We start from the raw sequence: 23,297 nt of genomic DNA, 5'->3' as shown, positions 1-23,297 counted from the left end.
CCCAGCGCTTGCACCATGGGACCTGGCTGCTGAACAGATGGCTTGATAATAAATTCTGGAGCATTACGCATGAAGAAAATGGGCAAGACGTTGCTGGCCGCCGCCCTCATGGGTGCCATGGCTACCGCAGTTCAGGCTGACGACAAAGTACTCCACGTCTACAACTGGTCGGACTACATTGCCCCGGATACCGTGGCCAAGTTCGAAAAGCAGACCGGCATCAAAGTGGTCTACGACGTGTTCGACAGCAACGAGACCCTCGAGGCCAAGCTGCTGGCAGGCAAGTCTGGCTACGACATCGTCGTACCGTCGAACAACTTCCTCGCCAAACAGATCAAGGCCGGCGTCTATCAGGAGCTGGATCGCTCCAAGCTGCCCAACTGGAAAAACCTCGACGAAGACCTGCTCAAGGCCGTTGGCGATGCCAGCGACGAAGGCAACAAGCACGCCTTCCCGTACATGTGGGGTTCGATCGGTATCGGCTACAACCCGGAGAAGGTCAAGGCCGCGCTGGGCGTGGACAAGATCGACTCGTGGGACACCGTGTTCAAGCCAGAGAACATGGCCAAGCTCAAGAGCTGCGGCGTGACGTTCCTCGACGCCCCGACCGAAATGATCCCGGCCGCCTTGCACTACCTGGGCAAGCCGACCAACAGCAAAGACAAGGCTGACCTGAAAGCAGCCGAAGACCTGTTCATGAAGATCCGCCCATCGGTGGCGTACTTCCACTCGTCCAAGTACATCTCCGACCTTGCCAACGGCAACATCTGTGTTGCAGTCGGCTACTCGGGTGACCTCGAACAGTCCAAAGCCCGTGCTCACGAGGCTGGCGACAAGGTCAAGCTGGCGTACACCATTCCCAAGGAAGGTGCCGGCACCTTCTACGACATGGTCGCCATCCCCAAGGATGCCAGCAACCTCGACGCTGCCTATCAGTTCATGAACTACCTGCTGCAGCCTGAAGTCATGGCCGAGATCACCAACGCCGTGCGCTTCCCGAACGGCAACAAGGCGGCGACTGCCCTGGTCGACAAGGACATCACCAGCGACCCGGCCATCTACCCGTCGGATGCGGTGAAGAAACAGCTGTACGCAATCAGCGATCTTGATGCAGGCACCCTGCGTCTGATCACCCGCAGCTGGACCAAGATCAAGTCGGGCAAGTAAGCCTGAGTGAAAGCCTCTGGGCCGCGGTTTTCGGCCCGGAGGCGCACTGAGACGAATAAGTTTGCCGCAGCGTTCCTGCAAGGGTAAGTTGCGCGCCGGTTTTGCCAGTCTGGCGGCGCCTTTATCACTGACGGCTACCGTCACCGAATGCACTGTTTGCCAAGGAGCATCCACTTGTCTAAATCTGTACTTCGCAAGGCCTTGCTGGCCGGAGCGGGCCTGACGCTGGCATGCAGCGTCCAAGCGGCGCCTACGGTGCATCTGTACAACTGGTCGGACTACATCGGGCCAACCACCCTCGCCGATTTCGAGAAAGAAACCGGGATCAAACCGGTGCAGGACGTTTTCGACTCCAACGAAACCCTGGAAGGCAAGCTGCTCGCCGGTCGTACCGGCTATGACGTGGTCGTGCCGTCCAACCATTTCCTTGGCAAGCAGATCAAGGCGGGCGCATTCCAGAAGCTCGACCGCAGTCTGCTGCCCAACTATGCCAACCTCGACCCGGCGCTGATGAAGCGCCTGGAGAAGAACGACCCCGGCAATCTCTACGCCGTGCCGTATCTGTGGGGCACCAATGGCATCGGTTACAACGTCGACAAGGTCAAGGCCGTGCTCGGCGTCGACAGCATCGACTCGTGGGCAGTGCTGTTTGAACCGGAAAACATGAAGAAGCTGTCCAAATGCGGTGTGGCCTTCCTCGATTCGGCTGACGAAATGCTGCCCGCGGTGCTCAACTACATGGGCCTCGATCCCAACAGCAGCAACCCCAAGGATTACGCCGCCGCCGAGAAAAAGCTGCTGGCCGTGCGCCCTTACGTGACCTACTTCCATTCCTCCAAATACATCACCGACCTGGCCAACGGCGACATCTGCGTGGCCGCCGGTTTCTCCGGTGATGTGTTCCAGGCCAAGGCCCGTGCTGAAGAAGCGAAGAAGGGCGTCAACCTGGCCTACGCGATTCCCAAGGAAGGCGGCAACCTCTGGTTCGATGTACTGGCGATTCCGGCCGACTCGAAAAACAGCAAAGAGGCCCACGCTTTCATCAACTATCTGCTCAAACCTGAGGTTATCGCCCAGGTGAGCGATTACGTCGGTTACGCCAACCCGAACCCCAAGGCTGGCGCGCTGATGGACCAGGATGTCAGGAACGACGCCGCGGTTTACCCACCGCAGGAAGTACTGGACAAGATGTTCGTCAACAGCGAGTTGCCGCCCAAGGTGCAACGTTTGATGACCCGCAGCTGGACCAAGGTCAAGTCGGGCAAATAATCATCCAGACCCGCCTCCTTGAGGGCGGGCTTAAAAATCTTGTTGGGAGTTTCACTCATGGCAGTTGCCTCCAGTGCCTATAAGAAAGCCCTCGAGGGTGGCCAGCAACCCAAGCAGGTGCTGGTCAAGATCGACCGGGTCACGAAGAAGTTCGACGAAACAATTGCCGTGGACGATGTGTCCCTGGAAATCCGCAAAGGCGAGATCTTCGCCCTGCTGGGTGGCTCCGGCTCCGGTAAATCGACCCTGCTGCGCATGCTGGCCGGGTTCGAGCGGCCGAGCGAAGGGCGCATCTATCTGGATGGCGTCGACATCACCGACATGCCGCCGTACGAGCGGCCGATCAACATGATGTTCCAGTCCTACGCCTTGTTCCCGCACATGACCGTGGCGCAGAACATCGCCTTCGGCCTGCAGCAGGACAAGATGCCCAAGGCCGAGATCGACGCCCGCGTGGACGAGATGCTCAAGCTGGTGCACATGACCCAGTACGCCAAGCGCAAGCCGCATCAGCTGTCCGGTGGCCAGCGCCAGCGGGTGGCGCTGGCGCGCTCGCTGGCCAAGCGGCCGAAATTGCTGCTGCTCGATGAGCCGATGGGCGCGCTGGACAAAAAGCTGCGCTCGCAGATGCAGCTGGAACTGGTGCAGATCATCGAGCGGGTCGGCGTGACCTGCGTGATGGTGACCCACGACCAGGAAGAAGCCATGACCATGGCCGAGCGCATCGCCATCATGCACCTGGGCTGGATCGCTCAGATCGGCTCGCCGATCGACATCTACGAAACCCCCACCAGCCGCCTGGTGTGTGAGTTCATCGGCAACGTCAACCTGTTCGAAGGGCAGGTGGTCGACGACGCCGAGGGCCACGCGCTGATCGCCAGCCCCGAGCTTGAGCGCAATATCTACGTCGGCCACGGTGTTTCCACCTCGGTCGAGGACAAGAGCATCCTCTACGCGCTGCGTCCAGAGAAGATGCTGGTCACCACCGAGCAGCCGAGCTACGAATACAACTGGTCGCGCGGCAAGGTGCATGACATCGCCTACCTGGGCGGCCACTCGGTGTTCTACGTCGAGCTGCCGAGCGGCAAGATCGTCCAGTCGTTCGTGGCCAACGCCGAGCGCCAGGGCACCCGCCCAACCTGGGGCGACGAAGTCTACGTGTGGTGGGAAGACGACAGCGGCGTGGTACTGCGCTCATGAAAATCCGCAAGCTCAAGCGAGCCTTCCAGCGGCTGGTCCCGGAGGGACGGCACCTGGTGATCGGCGTGCCGTTCATCTGGCTGTTCCTGTTCTTCATGCTGCCGTTCTTCATCGTGTTGAAGATCAGCTTTGCCGAAGCCGACGTGGCGATCCCGCCGTACACCGAGATCTACACCTACGTCGAAGACAAGATTCAGTTGGTGCTCAACCTGGCCAACTATGGGCTGTTGACCGAGGATGAGCTGTATATCTCGGCCTACCTCGGCTCGTTGAAGATGGCCTTCATCAGCACCGTGCTCTGCCTGCTGATCGGTTATCCGATGGCCTATGCCATCGCCAACGCGCGCAAGGAAAGCCAGACGGTCTTGCTGCTGCTGATCATGATGCCGACCTGGACCGCGATCCTGATCCGGGTCTACGCCTGGATGGGCATCCTCAGCAACAACGGGCTGCTCAACAGCTTCCTGATGTGGATCGGCCTGATCGATCAGCCACTGCAGATCCTCAACACCAACCTGGCGGTGTATATCGGCGTGGTCTATTCATACCTGCCGTTCATGATCCTGCCGTTGTTCGCCAACCTCGTGAAGCACGACCAGAGCCTGCTGGAAGCCGCTTCGGACCTCGGTTCGAGCACCTTCAACAGCTTCTGGAAGATCACCGTGCCGCTGTCGAAAAACGGCATCATTGCCGGCTGCATGCTGGTGTTCATTCCGGTGGTGGGTGAGTTCGTCATTCCGGAACTGCTCGGCGGCCCGGAAACCCTGATGATCGGTAAAGTGCTGTGGCAGGAATTCTTCAACAACCGTGACTGGCCGGTAGCCTCGGCGCTGGCGGTAGTGATGCTGGCGATCCTGATCGTACCGATCCTGCTTTTCAACCGTAGCCAGGCCAAAGAGATGGAGGGCAGAGCATGAAGCGTTTCAGTTTTTCCAAGCTGATGCTGGTGCTCGGCTTGCTGTTCATCTACCTGCCGATGCTGATCCTGGTGATCTACTCGTTCAACGCCTCCAAGCTGGTAACGGTATGGGGCGGCTGGTCGCTGAAGTGGTACATCGGTCTGCTCGACAACACCCAGCTGATGGGCTCGGTGATGCGCTCGCTGGAGATCGCCTGCTACACCGCGGTCGCCGCGGTGGCGCTGGGTACCCTGGCCGCGTTCGTGCTGACCCGGGTCACCCGCTTCAAGGGCCGCACGCTGTTCGGTGGCCTGGTCACGGCGCCGTTGGTCATGCCCGAGGTGATCACCGGTCTGTCGCTGTTGCTTCTGTTCGTGGCCATGGCGCAGATGATCGGCTGGCCGCAGGAGCGCGGCATCGTCACCATCTGGATCGCCCACACCACGTTCTGCGCAGCCTACGTGGCGGTAGTGGTGTCGGCGCGCCTGCGTGAACTGGACCTGTCGATCGAAGAGGCGGCTATGGACCTCGGTGCCAAGCCGTGGAAGGTGTTCTTCCTGATCACCATCCCGATGATCGCGCCGTCGCTGGCGGCGGGCGGCATGATGTCGTTCGCGTTGTCGCTGGATGACCTGGTACTGGCCAGCTTCGTCTCCGGGCCAGGCTCGACCACCTTGCCGATGGAAGTGTTCTCGGCAGTGCGGCTCGGGGTCAAACCCGAGATCAACGCCGTGGCCAGCCTGATCCTGCTGTCGGTATCGCTGGTGACCTTCATGGTCTGGTACTTCAGCCGCCGCGCTGAAGAGCACCGCCGCAAGGCCATCCAGCAGGCTATCGAGGAGGGTGCAGCGGCAAGCGTTGGCCAGCCTCAGGTACGTCGCCCGGCGCAGACTGCAGCGTCCGTCTGACCTACCTCGGGGGCCGCTTCGCGGCCCTTCGCGGGTAAACCCGCTCCCACAGGCATCGCGATCGTTTCAAGGGCATCGCGGTGCCAGTGGCGGCCCCGATACCGCTCAGCTTTCAATGGTGTGTGAGTGATCCGTGCTTGCTGGGTCACCTCATTTTCATGAGTTCCTCAGAACCCTGTAGGAGCGGGTTTACCCGCGAAGGCCACGACACGGAATTACTGCCAGAGCGTATCCCAATGCGGGTAATCGCCAATGCTGTCGACAAGCTTGGCCCGTACTGGGTTCTCAACGATATACGTCGCTACACTGCGCATGCTTTCTTCCCTACGCAGCGCCCGATCCTGATACCCGGCTTGCCAAACCGGCCCATAGCGAACGCCGGCCTTGTGCAAGGCAAGACTGGATCTCGACTTGAACCTGCGCATCAAAGTCCCCAGCGTCACCGACTTCAATTCGATCAGCCAATGCACATGATCTGGCATCACCACCCAGGCCAACGACTGGCAGTCCTGTTCCTGATCTGACAAACGCAGCTGCTGCACAACGATGCGTGCTGTGTGTAATTGACCAAACAGCGCTTCACGCTGATGAGTGACCGTGGTCAGTAAATAACGCCTGCCAGGCTCGGACCAGCGGCCACGGCGCAGCAGGTAGGATTCGGCGAATGTCATGGTTCTTCCTTGAGTTTGACGCCCTCTTGAACCGTAGCCGTTGCCGCATGGAGAACGCGGTGCTTCTCGTTTCCGGGTATGACATTCGTGACTCTTTACAGGATCAGTCAGGCTGACTGACCCCTATCAGTGCCGATTGCGGAACCCTGATCTACGCTAACAGTCGCATCCCTCGAACCATTCGCGCGCAAGCAAGGAGCACGCATGCCGTTGAGGCGCCTATTGTCGGTCGCTTGCCTGGGTTATTTGTCGCTATTGGTGGGTTGCAAAGAAGAAATTGCCCCGCCGGAACTGCCCAGAGTAGGTGTACAGCAAGTCCAGACCACAGATTTTGCCGCCAACGTGACCCTTACCGGTGACGTGCAGGCGCGTGTGCAGACCGACCTGTCTTTCAGGGTCGGCGGCAAGATCATCTCGCGCAGCGTCGACGTCGGCGATCACGTCAAGGCCAACCAGGTGCTGGCGCGGCTCGATCCCAAGGACCTGCAGAACAACGTCGACTCGGCCAAGGCCGAGGTATTTGCTGCGCAGGCGCGGGTAACCCAGACCAGCGCGGCCTTCGTTCGCCAGCAGAAACTGCTGCCCAAGGGCTATACCAGCCGCAGCGAATATGATTCTGCCGAGGCGGCGCTGCGCGGCAATCAAAGTGCTTTGAAGGCCGCTCAGGCGCAGTTGGCCAATGCCAGGGAGCAACTGAGCTACACCGCGCTGGTTGCCGACGCCGATGGCGTCATCACCTCGCGCCAGGCCGAGGTTGGCCAGGTGGTGCAGGCGACCATGCCGATCTTTGGCCTGGCCGTGGACGGTGATCGCGATGCGGTCTTCAACGTCTACGAATCGCTGCTGATGGCGCCGCCCAGCGACGCGCCAGTGATCGTGAAGCTGCTCGACAACCCGCAGGTGCAGGCGCAGGGCCAGGTGCGCGAAGTGACCCCGACGGTGTCCGCCGACAGCGGCACGGTGCAGATCAAGGTCGCCCTGCAGAGTGTGCCCGCCGGCATGCAACTCGGCTCGCCTGTCACCGCCAGCGGCCGCACCCAGGGCCGGCCGAGCATCGAACTGCCGTGGTCGGCCTTGACCAAGGCGCTCAAGGAGCCGGCAGTGTGGGTGGTCGGTGAGGGCGACAAGGTTGAACTGCGCCCAGTCCAGGTCGGCCGCTATCTCACCGGCAGAGTGGTGATTGCCGATGGCGTCAAAGGCGGCGAGACCGTGGTGGTCAGTGGCGGGCAGCTGTTGCACCCCGGTATGCAGGTCGAGAAAGTCAACGCCAAGGACGGAGGCGCCGCGCCATGAAAGCAGTGCTGCTGATACTCTGCTCGGCTGCGCTGCTGGGCGGCTGTGGCAAGGACGAGGAGGCTGCCGAACCGGTCCGCCCGGTGCTGTCGACCGTGGTCCAGCCGCAGGTGCAGGCGCAGTTGGGGCGCTTCGCCGGGACGATCCAGGCCCGCTATGAAAGCACCCTGGGCTTTCGCGTGTCAGGACGGATCGCCCGGCGCTGGCTCGATGTCGGCGCCCAGGTCAAACCGGGCGATATCCTCGCCACCCTCGACCCGACCGATCAACAGAACCAGTTGCGTGCCGCCGAGGGCGACCTGGCGCGGGTCCAGGCGCAGTGGATCAATGCCCAGGCCAATGCCCGCCGCCAGCAGCAGCTGTACGACCGTGGCGTTGGCGCCCAGGCGCAACTGGACATCGCCCAGACCGACTTGAAAACCACCGGTGCCTCGCTCGAACAAGCGCGCGCCGCAGTCAGCCAGGCCCGCGACCAACTCGACTACAGCACCCTGCGCAGCGACAACGCCGCGGTGGTCACCGCGTGGCGTGCCGAGGCCGGGCAAACCGTCAGCGCTGGCCAGGAAGTGGTCACGCTGGCCCGCCCCGACGTCAAAGAGGCGGTCATCGACCTGCCAATCGGCCTGGCCGAACAATTGAGCAAAGACCTGACTTTCACTGTTGCCGCGCAGCTCGACCCTGCGGTCAATACCACCGCGACCCTGCGCGAGCTGGAGCCGCAAGCCGACGCCACCACCCGCACCCGGCGTGCGCGTTTGACCCTGGCCAGTACCCCCGCAGCGTTCCACCTGGGCACGGCGATCAGCGTCAACCTGTCCTCGGCGGTCACCCCGCGTAGCGAGTTGCCGCTGAGCGCCTTGCTCGAACGCGACGGCAAGACCCAGGTGTGGGTCCTCGACACTCAACAAAAGACCGTGGCCCTGCGCGACGTGACCCTGATCGACCGCACCGCCAGCAGCATCGTCGTGGCCTCCGGCGTGCAGCCGGGCGAGCGCGTGGTGACTGCCGGCGTGAACAGCTTGAAGCCCGGCCAGCCGGTCAGCTTTGACGAGGATGCGCAATGAAAGGAAGCTTCAACCTGTCCGAATGGGCGCTCAAGCATCAGTCCTTTGTCTGGTACCTGATGTTCGTCAGTGTGCTGATGGGGGTGTTCTCCTACTTCAACCTGGGCCGTGAAGAAGACCCGTCGTTCACCATCAAGACCATGGTCATCCAGACCCGCTGGCCCGGCGCGACCCAGGACGAGACGCTCAATCAGGTCACTGACCGCATCGAGAAAAAGCTCGAAGAGCTGGACTCGCTCGATTACGTCAAAAGCTATACCCGCCCCGGTGAGTCGACGGTCTATGTGTATCTGCGCGATACCACCAAGGCGCCGGATATCCCGGCCATTTGGTACCAGGTGCGCAAGAAGATCGACGACATTCGCGGCCAGTTCCCCAAAGGTATTCAGGGCCCGGCGTTCAACGATGAATTCGGCGACGTTTACGGCACCATCTATGCCTTCACCGCCGATGGCCTGAGCCAGCGGCAACTGCGCGATTACGTCGAGCAGGCCCGCGCCGAAGCCCGCGAAGTGCCCAATATCGGCAAGATCGAGCTGTTTGGCGTGCAGGACGAAGTGCTCTACCTGAACTTCTCGACGCGCAAACTGGCGGCACTGGGGATCGACCAGCGCCAGGTCATGCAGGCTCTGCAAGCACAGAACGCAGTTACCCCAGCGGGGGTGATCGAGGCCGGCCCTGAGCGGATTTCGGTGCGCACCAGCGGCCAGTTCAGCTCCGAGAAAGACCTCGAGGGCGTCAACCTGCGGATCAATGATCGCTTCTTCCGCCTGGCCGACATCGCCAATATCCAGCGCGGCTATACCGACCCGCCTGCACCGATGTTCCGTTACAACGGCCAGCCGGCGATTGGCCTGGCCATTGGCATGAAAGCCGGCGGCAACATCCAGGCGTTCGGCGCCGAGATGAAAGCCAAGATGGACCAGATCATCACCAACCTGCCGGTCGGGGTTGGTGTGCACACCGTGTCGGATCAGGCCGTGGTAGTGAAGAAGGCAGTTGGCGGCTTCACCAGTGCCTTGTTCGAGGCGGTACTGATCGTGTTGGCGGTAAGCTTCGTCAGCCTCGGCGTGCGCGCCGGGCTGGTGGTGGCGTGCTCGATCCCGTTGGTGCTGGCGATGGTGTTCCTGTTCATGGAATACAGCGGCATCACCATGCAGCGGATCTCGCTGGGTGCCCTGATCATCGCCCTCGGCCTGCTGGTGGATGACGCGATGATCACCGTCGAGGTGATGGTCACGCGCCTGGAAATGGGCGAAACCAAGGAGCAGGCGGCCACCTTTGCCTATACCTCGACGGCCTTCCCGATGCTGACCGGCACTTTGGTCACGGTGGCCGGCTTTGTGCCCATCGGGCTCAACGCCAGCTCTGCCGGCGAGTACACCTTCACCCTGTTCGCGGTGATCGCAGTGGCGTTGATCGTGTCGTGGGTGGTGGCGGTTTTCTTCGCCCCGGTACTCGGCGTGCATATCCTCAAGGCCAACAAGGTCAAGGAACACGAAGCCAAGACCGGCCGCGTCGGTCGTGCCTTCGAGCATGGTTTGCTGTGGTGCATGCGCAACCGCTGGTGGACGATCATCGGCACGGTGCTGATCTTCGCTCTGGCGCTGTTTTCGATGCGCTTTGTGCAGAACCAGTTCTTCCCGTCCTCGGACCGCCCGGAAATCCTGGTCGACCTCAACCTGCCGCAAAACGCCTCGATCGAGGAGACCCAGAAGGTGGTCGATCGGCTTGAAGCGAAGATCAAGGACGACCCCGATCTGGTGCACTGGAGCAGTTACATCGGCCAGGGCGCGATCCGTTTCTACCTGCCGCTCGACCAGCAGCTGCAGAACCCGTACTACGCCCAGCTGGTGATCGTCAGCAAAGGCCTGGAGGAGCGTGCCGGGCTGATGGACCGGCTGCGCAAGTTGCTGCGCGAAGACTTCGTCGGCATTGGCAGCAATGTGCAGTCGCTGGAGATGGGCCCGCCGGTGGGCAGGCCAATCCAGTACCGGATCAGCGGCAAGGACATCGACCTGGTGCGCAAGCACGCGATCGACCTGGCGACCCTGCTCGACAGCAATCAGCACATAGGCGAGATGATCTTCGACTGGAACGAGCCGGGCAAAGTCCTACGGGTCGAGATCGCTCAGGACAAGGCGCGTCAGTTGGGCTTGTCGTCCGAAGACGTCGCCAATGTGATGAACAGCATTGTCAGCGGCGTGCCGATCACCCAGGTCAACGACAGCATCTACCTGGTCGACGTGATCGCCCGCGCCGAAGACAGCGAGCGCGGCTCGCCCGATACCTTGCAGAACCTGCAGATACTGACTCCCAACGGCACCTCGATCCCGCTGCTGTCGATTGCCACGGTGCGCTACGAGCTGGAGCAGCCGCTGGTGTGGCGCCGCGATCGCAAGCCGACCATCACCATCAAGGCCTCGGTCAACGGTGATATCCAGCCGACCGACCTGGTCAAACAGCTCAAGCCGGATATCGAAGAGTTCGCCAGCAAGTTGCCGCCGGGCTACGAAGTGGCCACCGGCGGTACGGTCGAGGAGAGCGGCAAGGCGCAGGGGCCAATTGGCCAGGTTATCCCGTTGATGCTGTTCCTCATGGCGACTTTCCTCATGATCCAGCTGCACAGCGTGCAGAAGCTGTTCCTGGTGGTCAGCGTGGCGCCCTTGGGCTTGATCGGGGTGGTGCTGGCGCTGGTGCCGACGGGTACGCCAATGGGCTTTGTGGCGATCCTCGGAATCCTGGCGCTGATCGGCATCATCATCCGCAACTCGGTGATCCTGGTCACCCAGATCGACGAATTCGAAGCGCAGGGCCTGTCGCCCTGGGCGGCGGTGCTTGAGGCGACCAACCATCGCCGCCGGCCGATCCTGCTTACCGCAGCGGCGGCCAGCCTGGGCATGATCCCGATTGCCCGCGAGGTGTTCTGGGGGCCGATGGCCTACGCCATGATTGGCGGCATCATCAGTGCAACGCTGCTGACGCTGTTGTTCCTGCCGGCGCTGTATGTGGCTTGGTACAAGATTCGCGAGCCAGAACAGTCCTCCAGCTGATACCGCGCGCCGTTCAGAAAAGGCCATTGCCCAGCGCAATGGCCTTTCTGATTTTGGTTATATAAACATTCTTAAATAGTATTTTTAAGAATATCCGCGCCTCACTATTATCAGCTTCAAGCCAGGCGCAAATCCCCTTCAAACCCCTGCCCGGCACTTCACTCACAGGAGAACGAGCATGAGTGCATCCCTGCGTAGCATCGACGGTCAGGACGAAGCGACCATTTTGCGTGAGATCCAGGCCGCCCTGCGCGACCTGCGCTTCGGCGCGGTGGAGATCACCGTGCATAACGCTCAGGTCGTGCAGATCGAGCGCAAGGAGAAGTTCCGCCTGCAGCAGCCCGGCAACAAGACCGGCTGATCGCGCACTACTTACCAATTAGAAAAAAAGCCAATTCGGGAGCTTCACCATGTCCATCCGCCGTTATGCGCTCGCCGCTCTGGCCAGTGCCGTGTTTGCCGGTTCCGCCATCGCCAAGGACTACGAACTGCTCAACGTGTCCTATGACCCAACCCGTGAGCTGTATCAGCAGTACAACGCCGAGTTCATCAAGCACTGGCAGCAGGCGCACCCGGATGACAAGGTCAAGATTCAGCAATCCCATGGCGGCTCGGGCAAGCAAGGTCGCGCGGTGATCGACGGCCTGCGCGCCGACGTGGTGACCCTGGCCCTGGCCGGCGACATCGACGAAATCGCCAAGCTCGGCAAGACTCTGCCAGAGAACTGGCAGACCCGCCTGCCGGACGCCAGCACACCGTACACCTCGACCATCGTCTTCCTGGTGCGCAAAGGCAACCCGAAAGGCATCAAGGACTGGGGCGACCTGGTCAAGAACGACGTGTCGGTGATCACTCCCAACCCGAAAACCTCCGGCGGCGCTCGCTGGAACTTCCTCGCCGCCTGGGCCTATGGCCTGAAAGCCGGCGGCAGCGAAGCCAAGGCCCAGGAATACGTGCAGCAGCTGTTTAAGCACGTGCCTGTGCTGGACACCGGCGCGCGCGGCTCGACCATCACCTTCGTCAACAATGGTCAGGGCGATGTGCTGCTGGCGTGGGAAAACGAAGCGTTCCTGGCCTTGAAGGAAGATGGCGGCGGCGACAAGTTCGAAATCGTCGTGCCTTCGCTGTCGATCCTCGCCGAGCCGCCAGTGGCAGTGGTCGACAAGAACGCGCAGAAGAAAGGCAACGAGCAGATCGCCGAGGAATACCTCAAGTACCTGTACAGCCCGGCCGGGCAGAAAATTGCCGCCGAGAACTTCTACCGTCCGCGTGACCAGAAAGTGGCTGCCGAATATGGCAAGCAATTCCCCAAACTTGACCTGGTGACCATCGACAAGGACTTCGGCGGCTGGAAAACTGCACAGCCGAAATTCTTCAACGATGGCGGTGTGTTCGATCAGATCTACCAGGCGCAGTAACTCGGCAGTACAGTGCCGCACTGGAGCTTCAGTAGCCTGCATGGGCCCGGGACTTGTCCCGGGCTTGATGCGTTAAACCAGGGACCTTTATGTCACGTCGTATATCCCCCGTCATACCCGGCTTCGGGCTGACTCTGGGCTACACCTTGGTGTACCTCAGCCTGATCGTGCTGATACCGCTGGCGGCCATGTTCGTGCATGCCTCGCAGCTGACCTGGGAGCAGTTCTGGAACATCATCAGCGCCCCGCGAGTGATTGCCGCGCTGAAACTGAGTTTCGGCACTGCCCTGTTCGCCGCCATCATCAACGGCATCATCGGCACCCTGCTGGCCTGGGTGCTGGTGCGCTACACCTTCCCCGGGCGCAAGATCATCGACGCGATGATCGACCTGCCGTTCGCCTTGCCCACGGCAGTCGCCGGCATCGCCCTGACCGCGCTGTATGCGCCGTCCGGCTGGGTCGGGCAGTTCGCCACCGACCTCGGTTTCAAGATCGCCTACACGCCGCTGGGTATCACCCTGGCGCTGACCTTCGTCACCCTGCCATTTGTGGTGCGGACGGTGCAGCCGGTGCTGGCGGACATCCCCCGAGAAGTCGAAGAAGCGGCTGCCTGCCTGGGCGCGAAACCGTTGCAGGTATTCCGCCATATCCTCATGCCGGCGCTGCTGCCGGCCTGGTTGACCGGCTTCGCGCTGGCCTTTGCTCGCGGTGTTGGCGAGTACGGCTCGGTGATCTTCATTGCCGGCAACATGCCGATGAAGACCGAAATCTTGCCGTTGCTGATCATGGTCAAGCTCGACCAGTACGACTACACCGGCGCTACTGCCATCGGCGTCTTGATGCTGGTGGTTTCCTTCATTCTGCTGCTGCTGATCAACTTGCTTCAGCGGCGCATCGAAACCCCTTGAAGGAGGACCGCCCATGTCTGCTTCAACTCTAGGCGCAACGGCCGCCGCCAACGCCGCCCGCCGCGGCAGCGCCACCTCACGGCGGGTGCTGATCATTTCGGCCTGGCTGGTGTTTGCGCTGTTTCTGCTGTTGCCGCTGGTGATCGTGGTTTCCCAAGCGCTGAAGAACGGCTTCGGTACGTTCTTCGAGGCGATCTTCGAGCCCGATGCACTGTCGGCGCTCAGGCTGACCTTGCTCGCGGTGGCCATTTCGGTGCCGCTGAACCTGCTGTTCGGGGTCAGTGCGGCGTGGTGCGTGAGCAAGTACAACTTTGCCGGCAAGAGCATCCTGGTGACCTTGATCGACCTGCCGTTCTCGGTGTCACCGGTAATCGCCGGTCTGGTCTATGTGCTGATGTTCGGCGCGCAGGGCTTCTTCGGGCCGTGGCTGCAGGATCACGACATCCAGATCGTGTTCGCCTTGCCGGGCATCGTCCTGGCGACCATCTTCGTTACCGTGCCATTCGTAGCCCGTGAGCTGATCCCGCTGATGCAAGAGCAGGGCACTCAAGAGGAAGAGGCCGCGCGCCTGCTTGGCGCCAATGGCTGGCAGATGTTCTGGCACGTGACCCTGCCCAACATCAAATGGGGCCTGATCTACGGCGTGGTGCTGTGTACTGCGCGAGCGATGGGCGAGTTTGGTGCGGTGTCGGTGGTCTCCGGGCATATCCGCGGGGTTACCAACACCTTGCCGCTGCACGTCGAAATCCTCTACAACGAATACAACCACGTCGCGGCGTTCAGCGTGGCGAGCTTGCTGCTGATCCTGGCGCTCTTCATCCTGCTGCTCAAGCAGTGGAGCGAGAACCGTATTAACCGTCTGCGCCAAAGCGCAGCGGAGGAATAATTCATGTCGATCGAAGTTCGTAACGTCAGCAAGCGCTTCAACAGCTTCCAGGCTCTGGACAACATCAACCTGGATATCAACAGCGGCGAGCTGGTGGCTCTGCTCGGCCCGTCGGGCTGCGGCAAGACCACCCTGCTGCGGATCATCGCCGGCCTCGAGACGCCGGACGATGGCAGCATCGTCTTCCATGGCGAAGATGTCTCCGGGCATGACGTGCGTGATCGCAACGTCGGCTTCGTGTTCCAGCATTACGCGCTGTTCCGCCACATGAGCGTGTTCGACAACGTCGCTTTCGGCCTGCGCATGAAGCCCAAGGGCGAGCGGCCGAGCGAAAGCCGCATCGCCGAGAAGGTCCATGAGCTGTTGAACATGGTCCAGCTCGACTGGCTGGCCGACCGTTACCCCGAGCAGCTGTCCGGCGGCCAGCGTCAGCGTATCGCTCTGGCTCGCGCCCTGGCGGTCGAGCCCAAGGTACTGCTGCTCGACGAGCCGTTCGGTGCGCTGGATGCCAAGGTGCGTAAAGAGCTGCGCCGCTGGCTGGCGCGGCTGCACGAAGACATCAACCTGACCTCGGTATTCGTTACCCACGACCAGGAAGAAGCGATGGAAGTCGCCGACCGCATCGTGGTGATGAACAAGGGCGTGATCGAGCAGATCGGCTCGCCGGGTGAGGTGTATGAAAAGCCAGCCAACGACTTCGTCTATCACTTCCTTGGTGACTCCAACCGCATGAGCCTGAGTGAAGGCAACCATGTTCTGTTCCGCCCACACGAGGTGTCGTTGTCGCGGCATGAAACCGAAGGCCACCATGCGGCCGAGGTGCGTGATATTCGGCCGTTGGGCGCGACCACGCGGGTGACCTTGAAGGTGGAAGGGCAGAGCGAGCTGATCGAAGCCGAGGTGGTCAAGGACCATGACAGCCTGACCGGGCTGGCGCGGGGCGAGACGTTGTTCTTCCGGCCCAAGGTTTGGCAGAAGGTGGCTGATATCTGATCCATTCTGGGGCCGCTTTGCGGCCCAATCGCGACACCAGGCCGCTCCTACAGGAACCGCGCAGTCCCTGACACGGCGCGGCCTCTGTAGGAGCGGCCTGGTGTCGCGATGGGGCTGCAAAGCAGCCCCATCCCCCGCAAGACCAATGCCTTCCAGGAATATTTCAAATGCCGCCCAGGCATCAAAATCCCCGCCCTCACGGCCAGCCCACGAACCACGCGGGCTGCGGCCTTCCCCCTAATACCAATATTCAATAAAGTTCTAAGTTTACTTTTAAACATTACTTTCAGAGATAAGCGTCTGGCACCGATGATTCAGCCATGAATCGAGACCCCAGGAGTTTGATCAATGGGTAATGTCCATACGGCCGTCAGGGCCTACGACCAGCCATGGCGCCCGGCCCCGGGCGACCTGGTCGAGCTTGGACGCACGCTTCGTCTGCCGCTCGGCCAGCTGCGCCTGCAACGCACGCCGGTCAGCGGCCTCAAGCGCCGCGACAAATGGGCCTTGGCCCTGCTGGTAGTGGCGTTGCATGGCGCGGCGGCGTACTGGATCAGCCAGAGCCCGACCCCGCCGTTACCGGTCGTGCCACCGCAGATCCCACCCATGACCATCGAGTTTGCCGCACCGGCCCCGCCCGTGGTCGAACCGCCACCGCCTGCGCCAGCGCCTCCGGTAGTCGAGCCGCCACCGCCGCCGGTCGATGAGCTGGCGGCCAAACCTGCACCCAAGCCTGTGCCTAAACCGAAACCCAAGCCGGTGCCAAAGCCTGTCGCCAAGCCCGTGCCGAAACCGGTGGAAACTCCGCCGCCGCCAGTTGCAGCACCTGCGCCAACGCCAGCTCCACCGGCGCCAGCGCCGGTCACGCCGCCGTCGGCCAACGCTGCCTACCTGAAGAACCCGGCGCCGGAATACCCGCAGATGGCCCAACGCCGCGGCTGGGAAGGCACCGTGCTGCTGCGGGTCGAGGTCATGGCCAGCGGCAAGCCCGGCCAGATCCAGATTCAGAAAAGCAGTGGCCGCCCGGCCCTCGACGACGCCGCACTGGCGGCCGTCAAGCGCTGGAGCTTTGTCCCGGCCAAGCAGGGCGATGTCGCCCAGTCCGGCTGGGTAAGTGTGCCGATCGACTTCAAGCTGCGCTGATTACACCCCTGAACATGCACCTGAACCGTATACCGACCGAACATAGGAAGACTTCATCATGAGCCTGCTGGCATCCGCATCTCCCCTCGAGTCCGTTGAAGTAGCCGTGATCTGGCTGCTGGTTGTGTTCTCTGTCGCCACCTGGGGCCTGGCGCTGATCAAGGCCGTACAGTTCGTGCGCCTGAAGAACCAGGACAAACGCTTTCACAAGCAGTTCTGGGCTGCCTCCAGCCTCGACTCGGCGGCCGAGCTCAGCCACGAACTGCCAGGCCCGGCGGCCCGCGTGGCGCAGTCCGGGTACGCCGCCATCGCCGTGGGTGAGCCTGGCCATGCCAGCGACCTTAGCCAGTCGATCAACCATCAGGACCGCCTCGAACGTGCCCTGCGCCAGCAGATCGTGCGTGAGCGGCGCTCGCTGGAAACCGGCCTTGCTGTAGTCGCCAGTATCGGCAGCACCTCGCCCTTCATCGGCCTGTTCGGCACCGTGTGGGGCATCATGGAAGCGCTCAAGGGCATCAGTGCGGCAGGTTCGGCCAGCCTCGAAACCGTGGCCGGGCCGATCGGTGCGGCACTGGTTGCAACCGGCGTTGGTATTGCCGTCGCGGTGCCGGCGGTGCTGGTCTACAACTACTTCCTGCGCCGGCTCAAGCTGACCGCTGCCGACCTCGATGACTTTGCCCATGACTTCTACAGCCTGGCCCAGAAGAGCGCCTTCCGCGTGCTGGTCCACCCGACTGCACACAAGCCTCAGGCCGGCTTCACCCAGCCCGTGAAAGAGGCGTCCTGATATGGCCTTTTCAACCCAGGACAATGACGAAGTCCTCAGTGAAATCAACGTCACGCCACTGGTCGACGTCATGCTGGTGCTGCTGGTGGTGTTCATCGTCACCGCACCGCTGCTGACCAACGCCATACCGATCAACCTGCCCAAGACCGAAGCCGTGGCCCCGGTCGAGCAGAAAGACCCGCTGGTGGTCAGCATCGATGGTGGCGGCAAGCTGTTCATCAACAAGGACGAGATCCAGCCAGACCTGCTCGAAAGCAACCTCAAGGCGGCCAAGCTCAAGGACGCCGAGGTGCGAGTGCAGCTGCAGGCCGACGATGGCGTCAATTACGGTGAAGTAGCCCGCGCCATGGCGGCCATCGAACGCGCCGGGATCACCAAGCTGGCGGTGATAACCGCACGCTAGAGCCCGTCGTACCCTCTTCAGGCAAGTGCTTCAGGGCCATACCTCTTGGCAGGGGGGTGGCCCTTTTTTTATTTGCGGAACGTAAGTTGGTTATAAATACATAGCTTCTTATTCCTTTACGGATATATCCCGCTCCCTATACTGGTCAACAAGCACGCAAACTTCCTGGAGGCGTCCCCATGCGCAATGAGTCAATTCGTTACCTGATTGTGCCGGGCTGGCAAGGATCGCCAGACAATCATTGGCAAAGCCACTGGCAGCGCAGCCTGCCCAACAGCGCTCGGGTCGAGCAGGCCGACTGGCTGACGCCGCAGCGGCGCGATTGGGTGCAGGCGCTGGAGCAGGCGATTGCCGCCGACCGTACGCCGGTAATCCTGATTGCCCACAGCCTGGGCTGCATCACCGTTGCCCATTGGGCCGCTGCGGCCAGCCCGGCCTTGCTCGCACGGGTACGTGGCGCCTTGCTGGTGGCACCGGCGGATGTCGAACGGCCAACCTGCGCGCCGGCGCTGCGCAACTTCGCGCCGATCCCGCTGCAGGCGTTGCCGTTTGCCAGCCAAGTAGTGAGCTCGGACAACGACCCAGCGGTGAGCGTGCCGCGGGCGCTGTATCTGGCCCAGGAATGGGCGGCCGAGGCGGGCCTGTTGGCCAATGCCGGGCATATCAACGTCAAGTCCGGGCATGAGCGCTGGGAGCAGGGCTTTGCCTACCTGTACCGCCTGCAAAGCCGGATCGAGCAGCGCACGCTACGGCGCGCCTGACCCGGCAGTTATCCACAGAATGCCTGAGACGCCCGGCTGCTGATGGCCCGGCGGGAGTTTGTCATGACCTTGCACGCCCCTTTCGGCCAGCCGCTGCTGACCTTCCCCGAGCTGGATAAAAGCCCGCTGAGCATTCGCGCCAAGGCGCTGGTGTTTATCGACCCGCGCTCGCAGCAGCTGCGCCGAGACCTGGAGCGTCTGGCAGTGCAGCCGCTGCCGGTGCTGATCCGTGGCGAAACCGGCACCGGCAAGGAGCTGCTGGCGCGGCAGATCCATCGCGCCAGCGACCGCGCCGGCCTGTTCGTTTCGGTCAACTGCGCCGCCATCAGCCATACCTACGCCGATGCCGAGCTGTTCGGCTACAGCGCCGGCAGCCACGGCGGCACCGCCAGCAGCCGGACCGGTTGGTTTGGTTCGGCCAATGGCGGCACGCTGTACCTGGATGAGATTGCCGACCTGCCGTTGGCGATTCAGGCCAAGTTGCTCGCCGCGCTGGAAAACCGTGAAGTAACCCGGGTCGGTGCGCAGCAGCCGCAGCCGGTCGACGTGCGCCTGGTTGCCGCTTCGAGCATTGACCTGGCCCTGGCCGTGGCGGCAGGGCGCTTCAACGAGCGGCTCTACCTGTACCTGCACGAGGGCGAGCTGGAACTGCCGGCACTGCGTGAGCGGGTAGGCGATATCCTGCCGTTGGCCGAGTACTTCGTCGGCATCTACAGCGCCCGGCTGGAGCGGCCGGTGCCACTGATCAGCGACCTGGCCCAGCAAGCGCTGGAGGCGCATACCTGGCCGGGCAATACCCGCGAGCTGGAAAACGTCATCCATTTCGCCCTGCTGGTGAGCGATGGCGACGAGATCCTCGCCGAGCAACTCGACCTGCCCGACAGCGCACCGCTGGCCAGCCTGGCGGCGCGACTGAGCCAGCTCGGTCATAGCCGGGAGCCGCACACCAGCGCAGCCCTGCGCCAGTTGCTCGAGTCAGCATTGGCGGCACTCAAATAGTCGATCATGCGGCTAATAAGCGAAGTCGATGATGGCCAATTCTTTTTGATATAAGCAGCTAATCAAAAGATATTGTTCCGGAATATAAAATCCCGGTATCGTCCGCTTCACGCCCAGCGCAGCTTGCGCCGGGCACCCCATATTGCCGTCGCCGATGGCTCAGCTTACTTAAGGATCACCATGAAGAAATCCCTGCTGACTGCGGCCCTGGCTGCTGCCCTGGCGCTGACTGGCGTTGCCCATGCGGCCGAGAAACTGGTAGTCGCTGCAACCCCGGTGCCGCATGCCGAGATCCTCGAACTGATCAAGCCGACCCTGGCCAAGGAAGGTGTCGATTTGGAGATCAAGGTCTTCACCGACTACGTGCAACCGAACGTGCAGGTCGATCAGAAGCGCCTGGATGCCAACTACTTCCAGACCCTGCCGTACCTGAAGAGCTTCAACGAAGGTAAAGGCACCAACCTGGTCACCGTGATCGGTGTCCACGTTGAACCCTTCGGCGGCTACTCGAAGAAGATCAAGAACCTCAGCGAGCTGAAAGACGGCGCTACCGTTGCCATCCCCAACGAGGGCAGCAACAGCGGCCGCGCCCTGATCCTGCTGCAGAAGGCTGGCCTGATCACCCTGAAAGACCCGAAAAACGCCCTGGCCACGCCGAAAGACATCGCCGAGAACCCAAAGAACCTCAAGTTCAAGGAACTTGAATCGGCCATGCTGGCGCGCGTGCTGGACCAGGTTGACCTGGACATGATCAACACCAACTACGCCCTAGAAGCAGGTCTGAACCCGGCCAAGGACGCCTTGATCATCGAAGGTAGCGACTCGCCGTACGTCAACTTCCTGGTGGCTCGCCCGGACAACAAGGACAGCGATGCCATGCAGAAACTGGCCAAAGCGCTGACCAGCCCGGAAGTGAAAGCCTTCATCGCCAAGAAATACAGCGGTGCGGTACTGCCAGCGTTCTGATTGCACGCTGACTGCCCTGAAAAAAACGCCGACGCATTTGCGTCGGCGTTTTTGTTTCTGCGAAAGGCTATTCGGCAGGCAGCAGGCGCAAGGTACTGCGCGCCGGGATCACGCCCAGCTGCGCCCGCTGATAACGGCCTTCGATGTAGTCCTCGGCCTGATCGCGATAGTGCCGGTCGAACGGCACGCCGCTCTGGCCGAGCGGGTTGATGCTCAATGCCTGGGCGGGGTCGGCGAAGTCGATGATTCGCCGGGTCGAAGGCCCATAGGTCACAGGCCATGGCGCGGGGCCGATCTTGGCCGAGAGGTTGTTCGGCGCCTCGTGGGTGCCCGGCGCGGCAAACGGGCCGACGTTGAACAGCAGGTTGAGCGGCTTCTGCACGCCCAGCGGATGGTTATGGGTCAGGGTATGTGCCTTGCCCCATTGCCAGTTGGCCGGGTCGGCGCCAAAGGTTTCGCCAAGGTGGGCCAACGTCTTGTGCCAGGCCTCGCGCACCACCGCACTGCGCCCTGCCGGTTGACTGGCCCCGCGCTGGCTCCACCAGGGTGATTGCGGATCAGCTGCAAGGCGGGGAAGGGCGGCATCGATGGCGCGGGTGTTGAGCAGCATCGTGAACCAGGTATCGCCCAGCTCATCATGCAGTGCGGCATGGGCCAACTCGTACAGAAACTGGTTGAACAGGGTCGCGCTGGTCGAATCCAGCGGGTAGTCACCGCGCCACGCAGCGAGCTGCTCGACCAGCTCCTGCTCCTGCACGCCCTCGGCAGCTTCGCGCAGGGTCGCCAGCAATGGCGCGAGCAGGCGTGGGCCGTAGTCGCTGGCGGTGTCCAGTTGCAGCGCCTGGCTGTTGTCTGTGTCCCACTTGATCTGCGGGTTGGCCAGTTGCCGATCAAGCTGGCGGCCGCGGTCGGCAAGGTTGTAGTAACCCGGCACCGGGATCGAGGCCTGTGGCTGAAAGTTGGCCGAGACGATGTAACCGCTGGCTGGATTTTCCTGCTGCGGGTTGAGGTTGAAGGGGTAGAAGCCAAGCTTGTCTGCCTGGCTGCTGCTGCCGTCGAGGATGAACGCCGGGTTGACCCCCTCCGGGCGGATTGGCAACTGCGCCGCGGCCCACCAGCCGATGTCGCCAGCGGCATTGGCCCACACCAGGTTCAGCCCGGGCGACTGAATCTTCACCGCCGCCAGGCGCATCTTGTTCAGGCTGTCGGCGCGGTTGAGCTGGTAGAAGCCTTCAAGAATCGGGTTTTCGGTTTGCAGAAACGCCCACCACATGGCAATCGGCGTGGGTCCCGCCGTTTCGCCGAGCACGCTGTTGACGATCGGCCCGTGGGACGAGCTGCGCAGGGTGATCTCGACCGGCGCTGCGTCCTTGACCGCGATCTGCTGCTGGCTGCGCTGCAGGGTTTGCCACTGGCCGTCGATCATCACCTGTTCGGGATTGGCCGGGTTGCTGCGCTCGGCAATCAGGTCGACGTCGTCGTTCTGGAACATGGTCAGGCTCCAGCCGAAATCGCGGTTGTGGCCGAGCAGGGCAAACGGGTTGAGTGCCTGGAAGTAGCCATACAACTCAAAACCCGGCGCCGCCAGCTCGGCCTCATACCACACCGCCGGCACGGCAAAGCCGATATGTGGGTCGCCGGCCAGCAGCGGGCGGCCGCTACGGGTGCGGCTGGCTGAAACTGCCCAGGCATTGCTGCCCTCGAACTGCGGCAGACCGGCGGCGGCCAGAGCATCCTGGCTGGCGCTGGCCAGTTGCTCGAGGCTGCGCCAGTCGACGGCTGCCAGGCGCGGGGCGAGGGCGCCTTCTGGCTGCCATTCCAGGTCGAAGATGTTCAGGTAATCGGCGCCAAGCTGATCACGGATATAGGTCAGCGCCGGTTCAGTGCGAAACGCGGCGGCGAAGCTGTAGGCCAGATACCCGGCGATGCTCAGGGTGTCTTCGGCGCTGAAGGGGCGTGGGGTGATACCGAGCAGGTCGAACTCGACCGGCTTGGGGTGGCTGGCCTGCCATTGGTTGACCCCATCCAGATAGGCCTGCAAACCTTGCCAGGCGGGGCCTTGGCGATCCTGACGCTGGACCATGCGGGTGGCCTGCTCGCGGATGCGCAGGCTGCGGAACAGGGTATCGGTGGCGACCAGCTTGCTGCCGAGCACTTCGGCCAGCTCGCCACGGGCCAGGCGGCGCATGATCTCCATTTGGAACAGCCGGTCCTGGGCGTGCACATAGCCCAGCGCGCGGTACAGGTCGGCTTCGCTCTGCGCCTGGATGTGCGGCACGCCGCGCTCGTCGTAGCGCACGTTGACCGGCGCTTGCAGGCCGCGCAGGCTCAGTTCGCCGTGGCGTTGGGGCTGCTTGCTGTGGACATACCAGTAACCGCCGGCAGCGGCCACGGCAATCACCACGACCAGCACGGACAAGCTGCGTTTCATCAGAACTCCTTGTGCATATCAACGCAAACGGTTGTCAGATCATTGACCGAATCGCGCCACCAGCATAGCCCCCAAAGG

At 62.2% G+C, this 23,297-nt stretch carries 21 protein-coding genes; 19 read left to right on the top strand and 2 right to left on the bottom strand.

Annotated features, from left to right (window positions below; genetic code table 11):
- The first annotated feature begins 69 nt into the window (after positions 1-69).
- The 5 genes from ACIOAU_RS09865 to ACIOAU_RS09845 all read left to right on the top strand — a co-directional run bounded on the left by ACIOAU_RS09865 (position 70) and on the right by ACIOAU_RS09845 (position 5,443).
- Positions 70-1,167, top strand: a complete 1,098-nt coding sequence (locus tag ACIOAU_RS09865) for a polyamine ABC transporter substrate-binding protein (protein WP_101315312.1) — start codon at positions 70-72, stop codon at positions 1,165-1,167.
- 174 nt (positions 1,168-1,341) lie between these two features.
- The gene (locus ACIOAU_RS09860; RefSeq protein ID WP_101315314.1) at positions 1,342-2,436 is read left to right on the top strand and encodes a polyamine ABC transporter substrate-binding protein; all 1,095 of its coding nucleotides are present in this window, start codon (positions 1,342-1,344) and stop codon (positions 2,434-2,436) included.
- Between the two features lie 57 nt (positions 2,437-2,493).
- The gene (potA, locus tag ACIOAU_RS09855) at positions 2,494-3,636 is read left to right on the top strand and encodes a polyamine ABC transporter ATP-binding protein (protein ID WP_101315316.1); all 1,143 of its coding nucleotides are present in this window, start codon (positions 2,494-2,496) and stop codon (positions 3,634-3,636) included.
- Positions 3,633-4,553 carry an ABC transporter permease subunit gene (locus ACIOAU_RS09850; RefSeq protein ID WP_101315318.1) on the top strand — a complete coding sequence of 307 codons (921 nt, stop codon included), beginning with the start codon at positions 3,633-3,635 and terminating at the stop codon, positions 4,551-4,553. Before potA ends, ACIOAU_RS09850 begins: the two co-directional genes overlap by 4 nt.
- Entirely contained in the window at positions 4,550-5,443 is an 894-nt protein-coding gene (locus tag ACIOAU_RS09845) for an ABC transporter permease subunit (protein ID WP_101315320.1), read from the top strand. The genes ACIOAU_RS09850 and ACIOAU_RS09845 overlap by 4 nt, the downstream gene beginning before the upstream one ends.
- 215 nt (positions 5,444-5,658) lie before the next feature.
- Here ACIOAU_RS09845 and ACIOAU_RS09840 read toward each other — a convergent pair whose 3' ends face one another.
- On the bottom strand, positions 5,659-6,114 hold the full coding sequence (locus tag ACIOAU_RS09840) for an REP-associated tyrosine transposase (RefSeq protein ID WP_220632881.1): 456 nt from the start codon (positions 6,112-6,114) through the stop codon (positions 5,659-5,661).
- A 204-nt stretch (positions 6,115-6,318) separates the two neighbouring features.
- On the opposite strand from ACIOAU_RS09840, the gene ACIOAU_RS09835 reads away from it, so the two are divergent.
- From ACIOAU_RS09835 to ACIOAU_RS09770, 14 genes are all read left to right on the top strand, one after another.
- A complete protein-coding gene (locus ACIOAU_RS09835) occupies positions 6,319-7,407 on the top strand; it encodes an efflux RND transporter periplasmic adaptor subunit (RefSeq protein ID WP_101315323.1) in 1,089 nt (362 codons plus the stop codon).
- Entirely contained in the window at positions 7,404-8,471 is a 1,068-nt protein-coding gene (locus tag ACIOAU_RS09830) for an efflux RND transporter periplasmic adaptor subunit (protein WP_101315325.1), read from the top strand. Before ACIOAU_RS09835 ends, ACIOAU_RS09830 begins: the two co-directional genes overlap by 4 nt.
- Positions 8,468-11,524 carry an efflux RND transporter permease subunit gene (locus ACIOAU_RS09825; RefSeq protein WP_101315327.1) on the top strand — a complete coding sequence of 1,019 codons (3,057 nt, stop codon included), beginning with the start codon at positions 8,468-8,470 and terminating at the stop codon, positions 11,522-11,524. The genes ACIOAU_RS09830 and ACIOAU_RS09825 overlap by 4 nt, the downstream gene beginning before the upstream one ends.
- 178 nt (positions 11,525-11,702) lie before the next feature.
- Positions 11,703-11,885, top strand: coding sequence for a sulfur starvation response protein OscA (gene oscA / locus ACIOAU_RS09820; protein ID WP_101315329.1), 183 nt, complete (start codon positions 11,703-11,705; stop codon positions 11,883-11,885).
- 49 nt (positions 11,886-11,934) lie between these two features.
- Positions 11,935-12,942, top strand: a complete 1,008-nt coding sequence (locus ACIOAU_RS09815; RefSeq protein WP_101315331.1) for a sulfate ABC transporter substrate-binding protein — start codon at positions 11,935-11,937, stop codon at positions 12,940-12,942.
- 89 nt (positions 12,943-13,031) lie between these two features.
- Positions 13,032-13,850 (top strand): sulfate ABC transporter permease subunit CysT, encoded by an 819-nt coding sequence (cysT, locus tag ACIOAU_RS09810; RefSeq protein WP_101315333.1) that lies wholly within the window; start codon positions 13,032-13,034, stop codon positions 13,848-13,850.
- 13 nt (positions 13,851-13,863) lie between these two features.
- A complete protein-coding gene (cysW, locus tag ACIOAU_RS09805; RefSeq protein WP_101315335.1) occupies positions 13,864-14,736 on the top strand; it encodes a sulfate ABC transporter permease subunit CysW in 873 nt (290 codons plus the stop codon).
- Between the two features lie 3 nt (positions 14,737-14,739).
- Complete coding sequence (locus tag ACIOAU_RS09800; protein ID WP_101315337.1) at positions 14,740-15,729, top strand: sulfate/molybdate ABC transporter ATP-binding protein; 990 nt, start codon at positions 14,740-14,742, stop codon at positions 15,727-15,729.
- 348 nt (positions 15,730-16,077) lie between these two features.
- Positions 16,078-16,872, top strand: a complete 795-nt coding sequence (locus ACIOAU_RS09795) for an energy transducer TonB (protein ID WP_401181634.1) — start codon at positions 16,078-16,080, stop codon at positions 16,870-16,872.
- A gap of 58 nt (positions 16,873-16,930) precedes the next feature.
- Complete coding sequence (locus ACIOAU_RS09790; RefSeq protein WP_101315341.1) at positions 16,931-17,659, top strand: MotA/TolQ/ExbB proton channel family protein; 729 nt, start codon at positions 16,931-16,933, stop codon at positions 17,657-17,659.
- A gap of 1 nt (position 17,660) precedes the next feature.
- Positions 17,661-18,062 carry a biopolymer transporter ExbD gene (locus ACIOAU_RS09785; RefSeq protein ID WP_101315343.1) on the top strand — a complete coding sequence of 134 codons (402 nt, stop codon included), beginning with the start codon at positions 17,661-17,663 and terminating at the stop codon, positions 18,060-18,062.
- Between the two features lie 179 nt (positions 18,063-18,241).
- Complete coding sequence (locus ACIOAU_RS09780) at positions 18,242-18,823, top strand: alpha/beta hydrolase (RefSeq protein ID WP_401181629.1); 582 nt, start codon at positions 18,242-18,244, stop codon at positions 18,821-18,823.
- A 63-nt stretch (positions 18,824-18,886) separates the two neighbouring features.
- Positions 18,887-19,822 (top strand): sigma 54-interacting transcriptional regulator, encoded by a 936-nt coding sequence (locus tag ACIOAU_RS09775; RefSeq protein WP_401181626.1) that lies wholly within the window; start codon positions 18,887-18,889, stop codon positions 19,820-19,822.
- A 180-nt stretch (positions 19,823-20,002) separates the two neighbouring features.
- A complete protein-coding gene (locus ACIOAU_RS09770) occupies positions 20,003-20,788 on the top strand; it encodes a MetQ/NlpA family ABC transporter substrate-binding protein (protein ID WP_101315350.1) in 786 nt (261 codons plus the stop codon).
- Between the two features lie 67 nt (positions 20,789-20,855).
- Here the strand turns inward: ACIOAU_RS09770 and ACIOAU_RS09765 are convergent, their stop codons facing one another.
- On the bottom strand, positions 20,856-23,219 hold the full coding sequence (locus ACIOAU_RS09765) for a penicillin acylase family protein (protein WP_401181623.1): 2,364 nt from the start codon (positions 23,217-23,219) through the stop codon (positions 20,856-20,858).
- Positions 23,220-23,297 lie beyond the last annotated feature (78 nt).

The sequence above is a fragment of the Pseudomonas sp. NPDC088322 genome, assembly GCF_044740745.1.
GTDB classification, from domain to species: Bacteria; Pseudomonadota; Gammaproteobacteria; order Pseudomonadales; family Pseudomonadaceae; genus Aquipseudomonas; species Aquipseudomonas shirazensis.
The sequence above is the reverse complement of the archived record's forward strand: the minus strand, read 5'-3'. Positions and strand labels throughout refer to the sequence as shown.

Excerpts from the sequence above, each read along its gene's own strand:
- ACIOAU_RS09865 (WP_101315312.1), top strand. The coding sequence starts at position 70 with ATGAAGAAAATGGGCAAGACGTTGCTGGCCGCCGCCCTCATGGGTGCC.
- potA (WP_101315316.1), top strand. The coding sequence starts at position 2,494 with ATGGCAGTTGCCTCCAGTGCCTATAAGAAAGCCCTCGAGGGTGGCCAG.
- ACIOAU_RS09850 (WP_101315318.1), top strand. The coding sequence starts at position 3,633 with ATGAAAATCCGCAAGCTCAAGCGAGCCTTCCAGCGGCTGGTCCCGGAG.
- ACIOAU_RS09845 (WP_101315320.1), top strand. The coding sequence starts at position 4,550 with ATGAAGCGTTTCAGTTTTTCCAAGCTGATGCTGGTGCTCGGCTTGCTG.
- ACIOAU_RS09840 (WP_220632881.1), bottom strand. The coding sequence starts at position 6,114 with ATGACATTCGCCGAATCCTACCTGCTGCGCCGTGGCCGCTGGTCCGAG.
- ACIOAU_RS09835 (WP_101315323.1), top strand. The coding sequence starts at position 6,319 with ATGCCGTTGAGGCGCCTATTGTCGGTCGCTTGCCTGGGTTATTTGTCG.
- ACIOAU_RS09830 (WP_101315325.1), top strand. The coding sequence starts at position 7,404 with ATGAAAGCAGTGCTGCTGATACTCTGCTCGGCTGCGCTGCTGGGCGGC.
- ACIOAU_RS09825 (WP_101315327.1), top strand. The coding sequence starts at position 8,468 with ATGAAAGGAAGCTTCAACCTGTCCGAATGGGCGCTCAAGCATCAGTCC.
- oscA (WP_101315329.1), top strand. The coding sequence starts at position 11,703 with ATGAGTGCATCCCTGCGTAGCATCGACGGTCAGGACGAAGCGACCATT.
- ACIOAU_RS09815 (WP_101315331.1), top strand. The coding sequence starts at position 11,935 with ATGTCCATCCGCCGTTATGCGCTCGCCGCTCTGGCCAGTGCCGTGTTT.
- cysT (WP_101315333.1), top strand. The coding sequence starts at position 13,032 with ATGTCACGTCGTATATCCCCCGTCATACCCGGCTTCGGGCTGACTCTG.
- cysW (WP_101315335.1), top strand. The coding sequence starts at position 13,864 with ATGTCTGCTTCAACTCTAGGCGCAACGGCCGCCGCCAACGCCGCCCGC.
- ACIOAU_RS09800 (WP_101315337.1), top strand. The coding sequence starts at position 14,740 with ATGTCGATCGAAGTTCGTAACGTCAGCAAGCGCTTCAACAGCTTCCAG.
- ACIOAU_RS09795 (WP_401181634.1), top strand. The coding sequence starts at position 16,078 with ATGGGTAATGTCCATACGGCCGTCAGGGCCTACGACCAGCCATGGCGC.
- ACIOAU_RS09790 (WP_101315341.1), top strand. The coding sequence starts at position 16,931 with ATGAGCCTGCTGGCATCCGCATCTCCCCTCGAGTCCGTTGAAGTAGCC.
- ACIOAU_RS09785 (WP_101315343.1), top strand. The coding sequence starts at position 17,661 with ATGGCCTTTTCAACCCAGGACAATGACGAAGTCCTCAGTGAAATCAAC.
- ACIOAU_RS09780 (WP_401181629.1), top strand. The coding sequence starts at position 18,242 with ATGCGCAATGAGTCAATTCGTTACCTGATTGTGCCGGGCTGGCAAGGA.
- ACIOAU_RS09775 (WP_401181626.1), top strand. The coding sequence starts at position 18,887 with ATGACCTTGCACGCCCCTTTCGGCCAGCCGCTGCTGACCTTCCCCGAG.
- ACIOAU_RS09770 (WP_101315350.1), top strand. The coding sequence starts at position 20,003 with ATGAAGAAATCCCTGCTGACTGCGGCCCTGGCTGCTGCCCTGGCGCTG.
- ACIOAU_RS09765 (WP_401181623.1), bottom strand. The coding sequence starts at position 23,219 with ATGAAACGCAGCTTGTCCGTGCTGGTCGTGGTGATTGCCGTGGCCGCT.